This is a genomic window from Streptomyces koelreuteriae (assembly GCF_018604545.1).
GTDB classification, from domain to species: domain Bacteria; phylum Actinomycetota; class Actinomycetes; order Streptomycetales; family Streptomycetaceae; genus Streptomyces; species Streptomyces koelreuteriae.
In genome coordinates, this window is the sequence record NZ_CP075896.1 from 6048230 (window position 1) to 6063438 (window position 15209).

The window sequence follows — 15209 nt, forward strand, 5'->3', positions numbered from 1 at the left end:
CGCGGGCTCGGTCCTGGCGACGGCCGGACCCGGCGGAAAGCGCCTCTCCCGCCCGGTACCATGGTCGACACGGCAGACGAGCCGGGCGGACGGCCGCGTGGAGTCCCCCTGACGGGGAGCTCCCCGAGGAACGTCCGGGCTCCACAGGGCAGGGTGGTGGCTAACGGCCACCCGGGGTGACCCGCGGGACAGTGCCACAGAAAACAGACCGCCGGGGACTTTGGTCCTCGGTAAGGGTGAAACGGTGGTGTAAGAGACCACCAGTGCCCAGGGTGACCTGGGCAGCTAGGTAAACCCCACCCGGAGCAAGGTCAAGAGGGGCCGCCTTTTCGGAGGCGTCCCTGCGCGGATGTTCGAGGGCTGCTCGCCCGAGTCCGCGGGTAGACCGCACGAGGCCGGTGGCAACGCCGGCCCTAGATGGATGGCCGTCGCCGACGGGACCGCGAGGACCCGCCGGAACAGAACCCGGCGTACAGCCCGACTCGTCTGCCGCTCCACATCGGGCCCTGCCGTGAGTGCGAAGCACGGTTCGACAATTGAAGACGGGCGTCAGGGCGTTGGCGGAGGAGATCAGGCACGACATGTGCTACCGCCACTCAGATCCCCGGTACGACGGCCCGCACCGCCAGGTACCCTAAAACACATCGTCAACGCGGCCCGACGGGCTTCCGTTCCACGCCGGTGGAACCTCGAAGGACATGCCCCCACCCGCACGAGCCTCTTCGTGCTGCCCGAGGGAAGTCCTTGCTGTTCCGCGCGTCTGCGAAAACGGTCGCCGCTATGGCGCTCGACAGTTCGCTCTATCTCCACCTCACCGAGCAGTTCACCCATATGCACGGCTACCGGCCCAACCCCTCGGAGGCGCGGTCCTGGGAGCGGAGCATCCCAGCGCTGACCGCGGCGCTCAATGACGCGGGTCTCGGTGACGTGGAGGTCATGCTCGAGTACGCGCTCCCGATGAACAGCAAGCGAGCCGACGCGGTTCTCGCCGGGATTCACCCACGCACGGGAGACCCCTCCTATGTCGTGGTGGAACTCAAGCAGTGGAGTGACGTCGTCCCGGACGAGGACGACCCGGTCCTTTGCCATGTCGCTTCCTTTACTCAGCCGGTCCTCAACCCCATCGAGCAGGTTCGTCGCTACTGCGAGTACCTGGTCAACTTCAACGGCGCGGTCGCCGGCCATCCGGAGAGGGTCGGGGGAGTGGCCTTCCTGCACAACGCAACCGAGTTCGATGTGGGTCCACTGCGCGAGATCGAGTCCGACCAGTGGGGCCAGTTGTTCGCGGGCGACACCCGCGGTGAGTTCATCGACTACGTCCGTGCCCGGCTCAGCTCTGGGCATCCGGGTGCCGCAACCGCTGACGCGTTGCTCGCGGGCAAGACAGTCCCGTCGAAGCAGCTCATGGCGGTCGCAGCACAGGAAGTTCGTGAGAGGGAGCAGTTCGTGCTCCTCGACGAGCAGCAGGTTGCCTACCGCAAGGTCCTCAACGCGGTGCGCAAGGCCCAGCAGTCGGACCACAAGGAGGTCGTGGTGATCACCGGCGGTCCTGGCACCGGCAAGAGCGTTATCGCCCTCTCCTTGCTCGGCGAGTTGTACCGGCGTGGCATCCCGGCTCTGCATGCGACCGGGTCCCAGTCCTTCACCAAGACGATGCGCAAGGTGGCGGGTGTCAGGAAGCGTGAGGTGCAGGATCTCTTCAAGTACTTCAACAGTTTCATGGCAACAGAGAAGAACAGTCTCGACGTGCTGGTCTGTGATGAGGCCCATCGCATCCGTGAGACGTCGGCCAACCGGTACACGCCGGCCGCGCGCCGGACCGGCAAGCGGCAGATCGACGAACTGATAGACGTGGCCAAAGTGCCCGTCTTCCTGCTCGACGAGCACCAGGTTGTGCGCCCGGGGGAGATGGGCACAGTGGAAGACATCCGAGCCGCAGCGGCACGCAGGGGTCTGAACTGCCCGGTCGTAAGGCTCGAAAGCCAGTTCCGCTGCGGCGGGAGCGACGCCTACTTGCGCTGGGTGGTACGGCTTCTGGACTTGGAGCCAGGCGGCCCGGTCGAGTGGGAACCCGATGACCGCATGGCACTCCTGATGGCAGACAGCCCGGAGGAGATGGAGAGCTTCCTGGATGGCCGCCGCGGCCAGGGATACAGCGCTCGCATGTCAGCTGGCTATTGCTGGCCGTGGTCCCCGGAACCCAAGCCGGGACAGCCCCTTCCGGCCGACGTGAGAATCGGCGACTGGGCGCGGCCCTGGAACTTGCGCGGCGATCGCTCAGTCTCCGGCGCACCCCCGTCCGCCTTGTGGGCCACGGACCCTGCGGGTTTCGGTCAGATCGGATGCGTCTACACCGCGCAGGGCTTCGAGTACGACTGGTCGGGCGTCATTATCGGCCCCGACCTGGTGTGGCGCGGCGACCGATGGGTGACGGACCGTACGGCGTCCAAGGATCCGGTGTTCAAGCGCTCGACACCAGACGCCGATGTGGATCGCCTGATCCGCAACACGTACAAGGTGCTGCTGACCCGCGGAATGGTCGGCACGGTGGTCTACTCCACGGATAGGGAGACGCAAGAAAAGCTACGAGAACTGCTGGGGGTCGGGCGGCGCGTGACTGTTACGGTGTGAACGATCGGCCGGACCCTGCAGCTATTCCGTCAACTTGCCGCTGACATGTTGTGAGTCGGCGGGAGGAGTTCGCACAAGCTGCCGTGCTCCCTAAGATCACCCATACCAATCGCGGCCCGACGGGCTTCCTCTGAGCGAGGACACGCCCCCACCCGCACGAGTCACTCGTGCCCTGGGGGAACCACCTCGTGTCCATGCTCCTGCTGAAGCTGTCTGCGCAGGACCTGCTCACTCTGAACTCGAGGCGCCGGATGGTGCCGCACCTCGCCGCCAGATACCGGTATTTCCGAGGGCGCGATGTGTCAAACACGGAACGGGAGGCATGGGCCGAAAGCCTGGTCGTGCTGGCGGAAGACCTGGTTGAGGCGGAGCGGGGCAATGTCGAGATGGTCGTCGAGTGCGCTGCGACGGTCGACGAACCTCAGAAGGGGGAGCCGCCCCTTATCGATGTCGTGCTTGTGGGCCGACACCCGGAGACGTGCCTGCCGTCGTTCCAACTCGTCGAGCTGAAGCGATGGTCAATGGTCACGCGGGTTGAAGCGGCCACCGCGGAGCTCGTGAGTGTCCCGGGATACAAGACGCCCAAGAAGCACCCTGCGTTGCAACTCAGGAAAACATACCGATTGTTCTCTGGAGACCAGGGGCCGCTACGTGGCATCACGGTCGAATGCGGCGGATTCGCGTACCTGCACAATGCTACCGATGACTCGGTTCGACCGCTGCTCGATACGTTGGCGCCGACCGGAGCTTATGAGCGTGTGTACACCCACGACAGTCGTGACCTGCTCCTTGCGGACCTGCGTCGACATTTCGCGGAGGATGGCGCGGCTTCCGAGGTCGAGCAACTACTGCGGTTCATGAATCTGCGCAACACGCCGCTTCTCGACGCGATGATCAGATCGCGCGGAGAGGACACGGTGTTCACCTTGCGTGGACAGCAGAAGAGAGTGGCGGCGAGTGTTCTGAAACGAGCCGCCCTTGTTCTCGGCAATCCTGATCAGCCCGCTCCGCCGCCGGATGACGAACGAGCGGTGTTCATCGTGACGGGTGGTGCAGGTACGGGAAAGAGCGCAGTGGGCCTACAGCTCAGGGCCGACTTTGAGGCAGCCGGCCAAACGGTGAAGTACGCCAGCGGAAGCCGTGCCTTCAACGGGGCACTTCAGGAGCAGGTGGGCTACACCGACAACGAGTTCAGGAAGAGGTTCGCCTACTTCAGCCACTTCGTGACGCCTCCGGACCCTCCCTTGGACGTCCTCATCTGCGACGAGGCGCATCGCATGAGAGAGCGAACCATCGACATGTATCGCCGAGAGGAGAAGTCGGGCAAGCAGCCTCAGGTGGACGATCTGCTGGATGCCTCTCGCCTCACGGTGTTCTTTCTCGACGAGAGCCAGTCCGTGCGACCCAAGGAAGTCGGCACGGTGAGCCTGGTCGAGGAGGCCGCAAGGGCGCGGGGGATCGTTCCACTCCACTACAAGCTCAGGGAGGAATGGCGCTGCGGGGGCAGCGACGCCTACATCCGCTGGGTGCGGGCCGTCCTCGACATCGAGGCAGGAACCACCGAGTGGACCCCCGACGGCTTGATGCATGTCGAGGTGGCCGACAGCCCAGAGGAACTCGAGCACATCATCAGGACCGAGGCGGAGGCGGGAGCCACGGCGCGCATGGTGGCCGGCTTCTGCTGGCCGTGGACCGAGCCGGTGGGGAAGGGGAGGGCCGCGCGCTTGGAGTCAGACGTGCGGATCGGTGACTGGCACCGTCCGTGGAATGCAAAGGGCGACTCCTTCCGCGAGAACGGATTGGTGCCCCCGTCCACGAAGTGGTCAGTGCACCCGTATGGCATCAACCAGATCGGCTGCGTCTACACGGCTCAGGGCCTGGAGTGGGACTGGTGCGGGGTGATCCTCGGCGAGGACATGGTGAGACGCGGCGACCGCTGGGTCTACCGCAAGGGGCAGTGGTACAAGGACTCCGAGAACAATGTCAAACGGGTCAAAGTGCCCGGTTCGTTCGACATGAAGCTCCGGGAGGGGACGGGGAGTGAGGCGGAAAGAGAGGAGGAGTTCGCGCGCTGCATTCGCCACGCCTACCACGTGCTCATGACCAGAGCGAGCCGGGCGACGGTGCTGTACTCCACGGATGAGGAGACACAGGAGTACCTCAAGACCTGCGTGGGTGACTTGCAGGTACACGGCCTGCGGCCTACGTGGGAAAATCTCCCTGCCGAGGCGCGGGTGCCGCATCTTCCCAGCCCGAATAGGAGGGGTAACGACACCTCTCCCGGGCAGGAGTTGCTCTTCTGAGGGATCCTCGTCGCATGGCCGAGGCCAGACAGGCGGAAGAGTGGCGGGCTCGCCGGGCCCGCCACAGGCCTACCTCAGATGAGGTGGCGCGCTGCCACCGCCAGTGCCTCCCACACGAGGTTGGAGATCACGCTCGCGGCGACGCCGACCAGGATCTCGCGGATCCAAGGACGACGCGCAGGCTTGTACTCGACCGGTTCCATATAGGCCCACTCCATGGTGTGAGTTCGGAACGGTAGGACCGCCCTACCGGGCATCCGTCCCATCCGTCACTCACATCCAGCGGACTGGACCGTGGACTCCGCCTCGTACCCTCCGGGAAGGTGCGCAGCAGTAGGAGCTTATCGCAACGCGATGCGTTCCTGATCGGGCCAACAACCTGGCGGTTTGCTGGATTTAGAGCGCCGTAGGCCGCGGGGTGGAGGCCGGGAGCGCCTGTGCGTGTAGACGTCATGCGTACCGGTTCCTGCATACCGTCAACGATCCGCCACCGCGGTCATCTCATTCATGGCCGCTCCGCCGACGTGACCTGTGGGAGATGTCGCGTCGCGGGAAAGAGCTGGTGGTTCGACTGTCGGGAACCTCCCGGCGGTTGGCCGACATACTCTCCGGTCCGGTCCGCGTCGTCGCCGACCGCGCAGGGCAGAGCGTCTTCGACAGGCCGTACAGCCCGCGTCGTATGCCTTGCTTCAGGACGCCGTCGTTCTCATGTCCCGCCCCTCTGCTCACGGTGTTCCGCCCCCAGCCGCGCGTAGTACTCGATGAGCTCCGGGGTATCCACTGTTGCAGGATTGACGACCTGCTCCGCAGGCGCGCCCTGGAGGAGGCGTTTGACGGGGATCTCCAGTTTCTTGCCGGTGCGGGTGTGGGGGATGGCCGGGACCTGGAGGATTTCGTCGGGGACGTGGCGCGGGGAGGCGCCGGTGCGGATCGCCGTTCTGATCCCTTCGCGGAGGTCTTCGTCCAGGGGGACCCCGGTCGCCGGCACCACGAACAGCGGCATCCAGTAGCCGCCGTCGGGCTCCTCCGCTCCGATGACCAGGGCCTCGGCGATCTCCGGGAGGCGTTCCACCGCGTCGTGGATGTCGGCGCTGCCCAGGCGGACGCCGTTGCGGTTGAGGGTGCTGTCGGAGCGGCCGTGGACGATGACCGAGCCGTGCGGGGTGAGGGTGATCCAGTCGCCGTGGCGCCAGACGCCGGGGTAGGAGGAGAAGTAGGCGTCGTGGTAGCGGGTGCCGTCGGGGTCGTTCCAGAAATGGAGGGGCATGGAGGGCAGGGGGCGGGTGATGACCAGTTCGCCTACCTGGGCGGTGACTGGGAGGCCTGCCTCGTCGTAGGCGGACAGCGCTACGCCCAGGTGGGGTGCCGACAGCTCGCCTGCCCATACGGGGGTGGTCGGCGCGCTGCCGGCGAAGGCGGAGACCACGTCCGTGCCGCCGCTGATGGAGGCGAGCAGGACATCGGCGCCGACGTGGTCGCGGACCCAGGGGTAGGCGGAGGCCGGGAGGGTGGAGCCGGTGCAGCCGATCACGCGGACGGAGGAGAGGTCGTGGGGTGACGGGTCGATGCCGAATTTGGCCATGCCCAGCAGGTATTGGGGGCTGGTGCCGAAGACGGTTACCCGGTGGCGGGCGGCCAGGTCCCAGAGGATGTCCGGGCGGGAGAGCGGCGCCGGGCTGCCGTCGTACGTGCAGGTCGTGGCGCCGGTCAGCAGGGTCGAGGCGACCAGGTTCCACATCATCCAGTGGGTGGTCGTGTACCAGAGGAGGCGGTCGCCCGGGCCCAGGTCCGAGTGCAGGGTCAGGGTCTTGAGGTGTTCGAGCAGGACGCCGCCGTGGCCATGGACGATGCCCTTGGGGAGGCCGGTGGTGCCGGAGGAGAAGACGACCCACAAAGGGTGGTCGAACGGGACCGGGGTGCAGACCAGTTCCTCGGTGCGGGTGGTGGCGTCCTCCCAGGGGATCGTCAGGGAGGGGTGGGTGGTGCCGGGCCAGGGGAGGCCTACGTGGTCGACCAGGAGCGTGGCCTTCGACGTCGGGAGGGCTTGCGCCAGTTCGCGCGTGGCGTCGCGGCGGTCGTGCGTCGTGCCGTTGAAGAGGTAGCCGTCGGCTGCGATCAGGACCGTGGGTTCGAGCTGGGCGAACCGGTCGGAGGCGGCTCGGGGCGCGTAGTCCTGGCCGCACACCGACCAGACCGCGCCCAGGCTCGCGGTGGCCAGGAACGCGACGATCGTGTGTGGGGTGTTGGGCAGGTAGCCGACCGCCCGGTCGCCCCGTCCCACTCCCAGGTCGCGCAGGGTCGCGGCGAGCGAGGCGACTTGGGCGCGCAGGCGGTTCCCTGTCACCTCGTATCCGGAGCCGGTCTCGTCGAGGGCGATGATCGCCACGTCGTCGTCGGGGAGGTTGCGCAGGGCGTGGTGGGCGTAGTTGAGGGTGGCTCCGGGGAACCAGCGGGCGCCCGGCATGGTCTCCTCGGCCAGCACCTGCTCGTACGGGGTGTCCGACTCGATGGCGAAGTACTCCCACACCGCGCCCCAGAAGCCTTCCAGGTCGGTGACCGACCAGTGGTGCAGGGCGCTGTAGTCGGCGTCGGCCGCCACGTCCCGGTGCCGGGCCGCCGCCCAGCGGGTGAAGTCCGCGATGCGGCTGGTTGCCGCGGCCTCCGGATCGGGAGTGAAGAAAGAGTCCGGGTACTTCATCTCGGTGCTCCTCGGCGCGCTTCGAGCAGTGGTGGGGTGTGGGTGGTGGTGTGCAGCAGGGGCGCCCAGGTCGTGGCTGCCGTGAACTCGACGTCCCCGTGCGGGATCACGTCCATCACGACCCGGTCCGGGCGCAGGAGTGCGGCGTCCGCTCGTCCCGTGCGCAGCCATGCCGCGAGTCGGCCGTCGTCGCCGAGGTCGGTCACGAGGATCGTCCTGGCGCCGAGGGCGTTGGCCAGCGCTTGGAGAGAGGGGGACGGTGGCCCCGTCATCAGGACCGCGAAGGAGTCGCCCAGCAGGGTGTCCAGGCGGGTGCGGTGTTCCGGGGGCCCGGCCGCCGTCACCCACGGTTGCGGGCAGACGTGCCCCACCAGACGGCGGCCCGCCCCGAGAGGGCGGCGGCAGACCAGCGGGCCCGTGGTCAGGGCCGGAGTGAGGTCGCGGGCGGCCGCCGTGCTCAGGCCGGGGATACGGACCGCCGCGTTCAGGGCGCCGCGGCGGAGGGCCGCGGCGCCGTCCTGGCCGCCGGTCATCGCCCAGCCCATCGCGACTGCGAGCCGGATCATGTGGCGGGCGTGCGGCTTGCGTTCGGTCTCGTACGTGTCCAGCAACCGTTCGTCCGCTCCCCGCCGGAGGACGGCGGTGAGCTTCCACGCCAGGTTGTGCGCGTCCCGCAGGCCCGCGCACAAACCCTGCCCGATGAACGGCGGGGTCAGGTGGGCCGCGTCGCCCAGCAGGAAGACCCGGCCTCGGCGCCAGTGGTCGGCGATCCGTGCCCGGAAGGTGTAGCGCGCCTGGCGCAGCACCTCGAATTCGGCGGCGTGCGCCAAGTCCACCCATGGGGCGACCAGTTCTCGCAGCCGCTCCCGAGTTGGTTCCGTGTCGTCCTGGACGCGGAACTCCCAGCGGTAGCGGTCCTCGCCGATGCGCATGAACGTCGCCGGGCGCCGTGGATCACAGATCTGTTCCACGCCTTCCCAGCAGCGGACCGGGAGGCTCGTGCGGACGTCTACGACGGTCCAGCGTTCCTCGAAGCGCAGGTCCTCCCAGCCGGCGCCGATGGCCTCGCGGGTGAGGCTGTTGGCGCCGTCGCAGCCCAGGACGGCGTTCGCCCGCAGTACGTGTTCGCCCGTGTCGTCGCGGTACGTCACGCGCACCGGACCGTCGTCGTCCATCTCGGCCTGCTCCACGCCGACGACCTCCACCCCGCCGCGCAGCTCGCACTCCGGCCTGCGTGCCAGCGCCTCACGCAGGACCCGCTCCAGCTCCGGCTGGTCGAACATGCTGGTCTGCGGGAAGCCGTGGGCGCCCCGCGCGGCGCGTGGGAACTCCGCCAGCACCCGGTGTCGGGCGTCCAGCAGCCGGAGGCCCCGTGCGGGGCGGGCGATCGCGGCGAACTCCGCCTCGACCCCGGCGGCCTGGAGGATGCGGCGGACCTCGTCGTCGGCGGCGACGGCGCGCGGCAGGGGGTAGACGTCGTGGTGGCGTTCGAGGACGACGGTACGCACGCCGCGCCGGGCCAGGAGGAGGGCGGCGGTCACGCCCACGGGGCCGGCTCCGACGATCACCACTGGTGCGGAGGCCGAGGGGGACTCGACGGTCATGTGCGGCTCATTCGGGTGTCGGAGTCTGGTCTTCGGTTTCGGTCGCGCGGGTCATTCCGCGTGGGACACCGGCGTGCGCTGCTCCCCGAGGTCCATGCGCCCGTCCGGGGTGGCGATGGTCGCCGTCACCACGTCGCCGTGGCGCAGGTAGCGGGGGTTCTTCGCCTGGGTCTTGAAGAACGTCTTCCACTTCACGGCGGGCGGCAGCAGCGCGGCGATCTTCTCGACGGGCTTCGGCGGGGCCTTGAGGGCGGTGCCGCCGGGCGTGCCGGTCAGCAGCAGATCGCCAGGGTCGAGGGTCTGGAAGCGGGCCAGCAGGGTGAGTGCCCGGGCCGGACGGACGATCATGTCGGTGAGGGTGCGGTCCTGGCGTGGCTCGCCGTTGACCGACAACCGCAGGCGCAGGTCGGGGAGATGGGCGAAGTCCTCCGGTTCCAGGAGGCAGAGGGCGGGGCCTGTCGGTGTGAAGGTGGGGTACGACTTGCTCTCGTAGAACTGGGTCTTCGTCAGCTGTACGTCCCGGGCGCTGACGTCGTTGGCGATCACGAGTCCGGCGACGTACGACGGCAGATCGCCTTCCTCTACGACGGTGCCGACGCTCAGCGGCGCGCCCATGACCAGGCCCAGTTCGATCTCGTAGTCGAGGAGCCGCACGTGCGGCGGGCGGACGATGGTGTCCTGCGGGCCGCTGATCGAGCCGGACGCCTTGCGGAAGAATGCGGGCGGGATGTCGCCGGTGAAGCCCGAATCGCTGGCGTGGCTGCGGTAGTTGACCATCTGGGCGATCACCCGGCAGGGGGTGGTGACCGGGGAGAGGGGTGCCAGTTCGGCGACCGGTGTGCCCGCCTCGCCGGACAGAGCCGCCTCCCGTACGGTGGCCCGGTCGGCCAGCAGTTCGGCCGTGGTGACGGCCTTGGTGTCGACAGGGACGGCGCGGTCGCCGAGGGCGACCCACCAGCCGTCGGTGGTGCGCAGGACGTTCGTACTCACGTCGGTGCCTTCATCTCGTGGGCGGTGGTCAGGAATTCGCGGCCTTCAGCAGGCCCAGCAGCCGTGCCGGGTCCAGTTCGTTGTCGCCCCGCAGGGCCTGGACGACGTCGCGGACCCGTTGCGGGGAGGGGCTCGCGCCGAGGAAGTCGCGGGTGGCCGGTGGGCCCCACTGGGCCAGGCCGCTCGTCGACATGGGCGCCCAGCCCGGCTCGATGTCGCAGGAGAACAGGTCGCCGTCGGCGTAGTGCTCCAGCATGAGACGGTCGGGATCGCGCCAGTAGTCGAAGAGCTGGCTGCCCTGGATGTGCCGGCCGATGCCCCAGCTGCGCCGGTAGCCGCGCTCGGACAGGTACTCGCCGCCGGCGGCGATCGAGTCCAGGTCGGTCACCTGGTAGGCGGAGTGGACGTAGCCCGTGCCCGGCCCCAGATGCATCGCCAGCGTGTGGTGGTCCACGGCGAGGCCGCCCTGGTCGCAGCGGATGAACGCCATGGTCGGGCCGCGCTCGCGCTGCCCGTCGAGGAAGAGGAAGTCGGACACGATCATGCCGAGCGTGTCCAGGTACCAGTCCAGGGCCCGGGTGAACACGCGGGTCTCCAGGACGACATGGCCCAGTCGCTGGATCCGGGACGGTTCGCGTGGGGGGCGTTGCGTGGCGTTCGTACGGGGGTGCCCGGTGCCGGTGTTGAGGGGGAGCGGCCGTTGTTCGGGCAGGGCCGACAGGTCCTCGCCGCACACCACCACGCGTACGGGGAAGCCCGAGGGGTCGAGCAGGGCGACCGCCTTTCCGCCGCCCGGCACATCGGCGTCCCGTACGGCCGTGCCCGTGGCCCGGGCCAGCCGGTCCAGGTCGGGCCGCTCCGCCGCGCGGAAGGCCGGGCCGATGAAGCGGGACGTACGGCCGCGCCGGATCACCATGCACGGTGAGCCCGCGAAGGTGCCGCGCAGCCACAGTTCCCGCTCGGTGCGGGCGGCGATGGCGAAGCCGAAGTCCCGGGCGAAGACCTCGGCTCGGTCCAGGTCCGGCTTCTCGAACTCCAGCCAGGCCAGGTCGGCCACCTTGATCACCGGGTTCCGGGAGCGGCCAACGTGCTCGCCACGCAGGGCGCCCCGCTCGCTGTGGAGGTCCTGATGGGCCGTCTTGGACATGACGTCCTCCATGCGACATCGCTGAATTGAGGAAATCATCAGCTTTGACTCTTCGATCGTCAATAGTCGCCCGCGCTGAAACTGAGGATTTCGTCAGAACTGTGGCGCCCCGCGGGGGGTTGTTAGACTCGCGCGCATGCCGTCGTCAGCCCCGCCCCGCAACCGCTTCGAACGGCGCCGTGCCGAGACCCGTCAGGCACTCGTCCGCGCGGCGCGGCAGATCCTCGCCGAGACCGGGGACACCAGCGCGAGCATCCAGCTGATCGCGGAGCGCGCGGACGTCGGCTTCGGCTCCTTCTACAACCACTTCGAGTCGAAGACGGAGCTGTTCGACGCGGCGGTGCGGGACGCCCTCGAAGAGCTGGGGCAGACCTTCGACGAGCATCTGAACGGCGTCGACGACCCGGCGGAACTCGTCGCGACCGGCTTCCGCCTCAGTGCGCGCATGGCCGACTCCCGGCCCGAGCTGATGCAGGTACTGCGCCACCGCGGCCTCGGACACATCCACTCGGAATCGGGCCTCGCCCCGCGCGCGGTGCGCGATCTGGAGGCCGGGATCGCCTCCGGCCGGTTCACCGTCACCGATCCCACCGTCGCCGTGACCGCCCTGGGCGGCTCCCTGCTGGCGCTGGTGGAACTGCGGTTCGCCCGGCCCGAGCTCGACGGCGACGAGGCCGCGTCCAACCTGGCCGAGATGCTGCTGCGCATGCTGGGAGTGCCGCCCGAGGACGCCCGTGACGTCGCCCGCCGCCCCCTGCCCGACCTCGACTGACAGGGGCTTTCAGCGCCATGACCAAACCCGTCGTCCGTGAACCGCTGCGCCGCAACTCCCGCTCCAACCGCGCCCGCATCCTCGCCACCGCCCGGCAGGAACTCGGCCGGAACCCCGATGTGACCCTGGAGGAGATCGCCCGGGCCGCCGGGGTGGTCCGCCGTACGCTCTTCGGGCATTTCCCGGGGCGCGCGGCCCTGCTGGAGGCGCTCGCCGAGGAGGCGTCCGAGACCCTGCGCGGCATCGCGGCCGGGGTGCCCGACGCCGAGGAGGCGCCGGAGCGGGCCCTGGCCCGGTTCGTCCTGTCGATCTGGCCCGTCGGCGACCGCTACCGGCTGCTCCTCTCCCTCGCCCGCCAGGACCTGGGCACGCAGCGGGTGTCCGAGACCCTCGCCCCGGCCCGTGACGAGGCCACCGCGATCCTGGAGCGCGGGCAACGTGCGGGGGTGTTCCACGATCATCTGCCGGCGGCGGTGCTGAGCGCGGCGCTGGAGGCCGTCACCCTCTCCCTTCTGGAGAGCGTCAACACGGGCGCCTGGGAGGACGACGGGACCCGGACGGCGGTGGCCACGCTGGTCGCCGCGGGGGTGTCGGACGAGGCCGCGACGTCGATCGTGCGGGATGTGGCGTCGGAGATGCGGGACGGCGACGCTTCCGACAGCTGATTGCGGGGTTCAGTGGGCCTCTGACCCGCTTGTGAGTTCATCCCGGGGGTCCACAGGGGCATCCGCCCCCACCGTGATCAGTGCCGCCCTCGCGCTGCGCGTCCCGTCGTCGCTCCAGGTGCCGGCGTTCACGCAGTCCAGGAGGGCGAGGAGGAGCCTCTCCAGTGCTCTGGCGAGCGGGGCCGGTGGGATGGCCGTGCGGAAGACGCCCTGTCGCTGTCCGTGTTCGATGATCGCCGTCGCCCTGTCACGTGCGGGGGCGAGGATCTCGTCGACCCGTGCCGTCCCCAGGTCCTGCGGCGCGAGTCTCAGCAGGATGCGATAGCGGTCGCCGACGGGCCAGAGCGCCAGGACGAAGCGCCGTAGCGCGGTGACGGCGTCGGAAGGGGGATCCGGGGCCGTCGCCAGGGCGTCGCGCAGCGCCTCCGCGGCCTCGGCGGCAAGGCCTTCCACCAGCGCGGACCGGCCCGCGAAGTGGCCGTAGACCGTGCGGCGCACCACCCCGGCTGCCGCCGCGATGTCCGTGAGGCTGCTGTCGGGGTCGCGGCCCAGTTCCCGTCTCGCCGCTTCCAGGATGCGGGCCCTCGTGGCGGGTGCCGGGCGGCGTGGGCGGGTCATGGCGGATCTGACCTCCGGGCGACGAGGGAGGGCGGCTCGACGGGCGCCTCGATATTTGCACACCGGTGGGCAATAAACTAGTCTGCACATCGTTGGGCAAATAACTGCCCCGTTGCTTTGCCCGCCGCTTCGCCCCCGAGGAGCCTTCGATGCCGCTGCTTGCCGACACACCCGCCGAGAAGATGACAGCCCCCTATCCACGGCGCTGGTGGGCCCTGCTGGTGCTCTGCCTGAGCCTGCTGATCGTCGTCATGGCGAACACGTCGCTGATCGTGGCGGCGCCGGACATGACCAAGGACCTGGGCCTGACCAGCAGCGACCTGCAGTGGGTCGTCGACGGCTACACCGTCCCGTACGCCGCGCTGATGCTCGTCCTGGGCGCGATCGGCGACAAGTACAGCCGCCGCGGGGCACTGATCCTCGGTCTGCTGATCTTCGCGGGCGGCTCGGTGATGGGCGGCATGGTCGACGAGACCACCCTGGTCATCACGGCCCGCGCGATCATGGGCATAGGTGCCGCCGTCGTCATGCCGGCCACCCTGTCCCTGCTGGTCGCGATCTTCCCGAGGCGGGAGCGGGCCAAGGCCATCACGGCCTGGAGCGCCACCTCGGGCCTTGCCATCGCCGCCGGGCCGCTCGCCGCGGGCTGGCTGCTGGAGAGCCACGCCTGGGGCTCCACCTTCCTGATCAACGTCCCCATCGCGGTCCTCGGCGTCGTCGGCGCGCTCCTTCTGGTGCCGCCGTCCAAGGCCGAGCGGATGGGCGCGATCGACTACGTCGGCGGGCTGCTCTCCATCGTCTCCATCGGCTCCCTGGTCTACGCGGCCATCGAGGGCCCGCACTTCGGCTGGGGCACCGGCCCGATCACCGCGGCCGTGGTCGCCGGTGTCGGCCTGCTCGCCTTCGTCGCCTGGGAGCTGCGCCACCCCAACCCCATGCTGGACGTGCGCAAGTTCAGGGAGCGCCCCTTCAGCGGGTCGATGCTCGCGGTGCTGTTCTTCTTCTTCGGCACCTTCGGCTCGATCTACTACGCGACCCAGTTCCTGCAGTTCGTCCTCGGCTTCAGCGCGCTGGAGACCGGCGTACGGCTGCTGCCGCTGGCCGGAGCCGTCTTCGCCGGTGCCGCGGTCACCGGCCGGCTGGCCCCGAAGCTGGGCGTGAAGCTGGTGGTCGGGACCGGTATGGCGCTCGGCACGGTGGGCGTCCTGCTGCTCACGCGGATCGAGTCGGGCTCCACCTACACCGACTTCCTGGCGCCCCTGCTGCTGCTCGGCTTCGCGATCGGCCTGAGCCTGTCCCCGGCCACCGACACCATCATGGGCTCCTTCCCCGAGTCGGAACTGGGTGTCGGCGGCGGCGCCAACGACACCGCCCTGGAACTCGGCGGCGCCCTCGGTATCGCCGTCCTCGGCTCGCTCCTCGCCACGTCCTACAAGGACAAGCTGACCGACCTGGTCGGCGGTCACCTCCCGGCCGCCGCGATGGACACCGCCCAGGACTCGGTGGGCGGCGGCCTCGCGGTCGCCCAGCAGGTCGCGAAGACCCCCGACGGCGGCGTCCGGCAGGCCCAGGCGCTCATCGACGCGGTGCACGAGTCCTTCGCCCACGCCATCGCCCAGACCAGCCTCGTCGGCGCCGTCATCATGGCCGCCGGAACCATGATCGTCATCGCCGTGCTGCCCGGCCGCAAGGCCACGGTCAAGCCCGGCGACGACGACCCGGTGGCGGAGGCGGACCGGGACGAGGAGTACGCGGAGTCGGCCCAGCGGTGACGCCGCCCG

11 protein-coding genes and 1 other RNA gene are annotated in these 15209 nt (G+C 69.3%); 6 read left to right on the forward strand and 6 right to left on the reverse strand.

Translation table 11 applies throughout. From position 1 onward, the window contains the following. Positions 1-77: 77 nt before the first annotated feature. The 3 genes from rnpB to KJK29_RS27285 all read left to right on the forward strand — a co-directional run bounded on the left by rnpB (position 78) and on the right by KJK29_RS27285 (position 4934). Positions 78-489, forward strand: an RNA gene (gene rnpB, locus KJK29_RS27275) — RNase P RNA component class A. A 255-nt stretch (positions 490-744) separates the two neighbouring features. After that, a complete protein-coding gene (locus tag KJK29_RS27280; RefSeq protein ID WP_215121819.1) occupies positions 745-2631 on the forward strand; it encodes a DUF2075 domain-containing protein in 1887 nt (628 codons plus the stop codon). 194 nt (positions 2632-2825) lie between these two features. Then, on the forward strand, positions 2826-4934 hold the full coding sequence (locus KJK29_RS27285) for a DUF2075 domain-containing protein (protein ID WP_251058137.1): 2109 nt from the start codon (positions 2826-2828) through the stop codon (positions 4932-4934). Between the two features lie 74 nt (positions 4935-5008). On the opposite strand, the gene KJK29_RS27290 is transcribed toward KJK29_RS27285, so the two are convergent. The 5 genes from KJK29_RS27290 to KJK29_RS27310 form a co-directional block, all read right to left on the reverse strand. After that, on the reverse strand, positions 5009-5152 hold the full coding sequence (locus tag KJK29_RS27290) for a DUF6408 family protein (RefSeq protein ID WP_215124630.1): 144 nt from the start codon (positions 5150-5152) through the stop codon (positions 5009-5011). Positions 5153-5640: 488 nt separating this feature from the next. Further along, complete coding sequence (locus tag KJK29_RS27295) at positions 5641-7632, reverse strand: acetoacetate--CoA ligase (RefSeq protein WP_215121821.1); 1992 nt, start codon at positions 7630-7632, stop codon at positions 5641-5643. Then, entirely contained in the window at positions 7629-9236 is a 1608-nt protein-coding gene (gene mhpA / locus KJK29_RS27300) for a bifunctional 3-(3-hydroxy-phenyl)propionate/3-hydroxycinnamic acid hydroxylase MhpA (protein ID WP_215121822.1), read from the reverse strand. The genes KJK29_RS27295 and mhpA overlap by 4 nt, the downstream gene beginning before the upstream one ends. 51 nt (positions 9237-9287) lie before the next feature. Then, positions 9288-10226 carry a fumarylacetoacetate hydrolase family protein gene (locus tag KJK29_RS27305; protein ID WP_215121823.1) on the reverse strand — a complete coding sequence of 313 codons (939 nt, stop codon included), beginning with the start codon at positions 10224-10226 and terminating at the stop codon, positions 9288-9290. 28 nt (positions 10227-10254) lie between these two features. Further along, positions 10255-11373: a VOC family protein gene (locus KJK29_RS27310; RefSeq protein WP_370869163.1), complete on the reverse strand. Its 1119-nt coding sequence runs from the start codon at positions 11371-11373 to the stop codon at positions 10255-10257. A 136-nt stretch (positions 11374-11509) separates the two neighbouring features. Between KJK29_RS27310 and KJK29_RS27315 the strand changes: the two genes are divergently transcribed. Together KJK29_RS27315 and KJK29_RS27320 are read left to right on the forward strand one after the other, a co-directional pair. Continuing rightward, positions 11510-12145 (forward strand): TetR/AcrR family transcriptional regulator, encoded by a 636-nt coding sequence (locus tag KJK29_RS27315; protein ID WP_215121825.1) that lies wholly within the window; start codon positions 11510-11512, stop codon positions 12143-12145. A gap of 17 nt (positions 12146-12162) precedes the next feature. Then, positions 12163-12810 (forward strand): TetR/AcrR family transcriptional regulator, encoded by a 648-nt coding sequence (locus tag KJK29_RS27320; RefSeq protein ID WP_215121826.1) that lies wholly within the window; start codon positions 12163-12165, stop codon positions 12808-12810. Between the two features lie 9 nt (positions 12811-12819). Here KJK29_RS27320 and KJK29_RS27325 read toward each other — a convergent pair whose 3' ends face one another. Next, on the reverse strand, positions 12820-13428 hold the full coding sequence (locus tag KJK29_RS27325) for a TetR/AcrR family transcriptional regulator (protein WP_215121827.1): 609 nt from the start codon (positions 13426-13428) through the stop codon (positions 12820-12822). A 149-nt stretch (positions 13429-13577) separates the two neighbouring features. On the opposite strand from KJK29_RS27325, the gene KJK29_RS27330 reads away from it, so the two are divergent. Next, positions 13578-15200, forward strand: coding sequence for an MFS transporter (locus KJK29_RS27330; RefSeq protein ID WP_215121828.1), 1623 nt, complete (start codon positions 13578-13580; stop codon positions 15198-15200). The last annotated feature ends 9 nt before the right edge of the window (positions 15201-15209 follow it).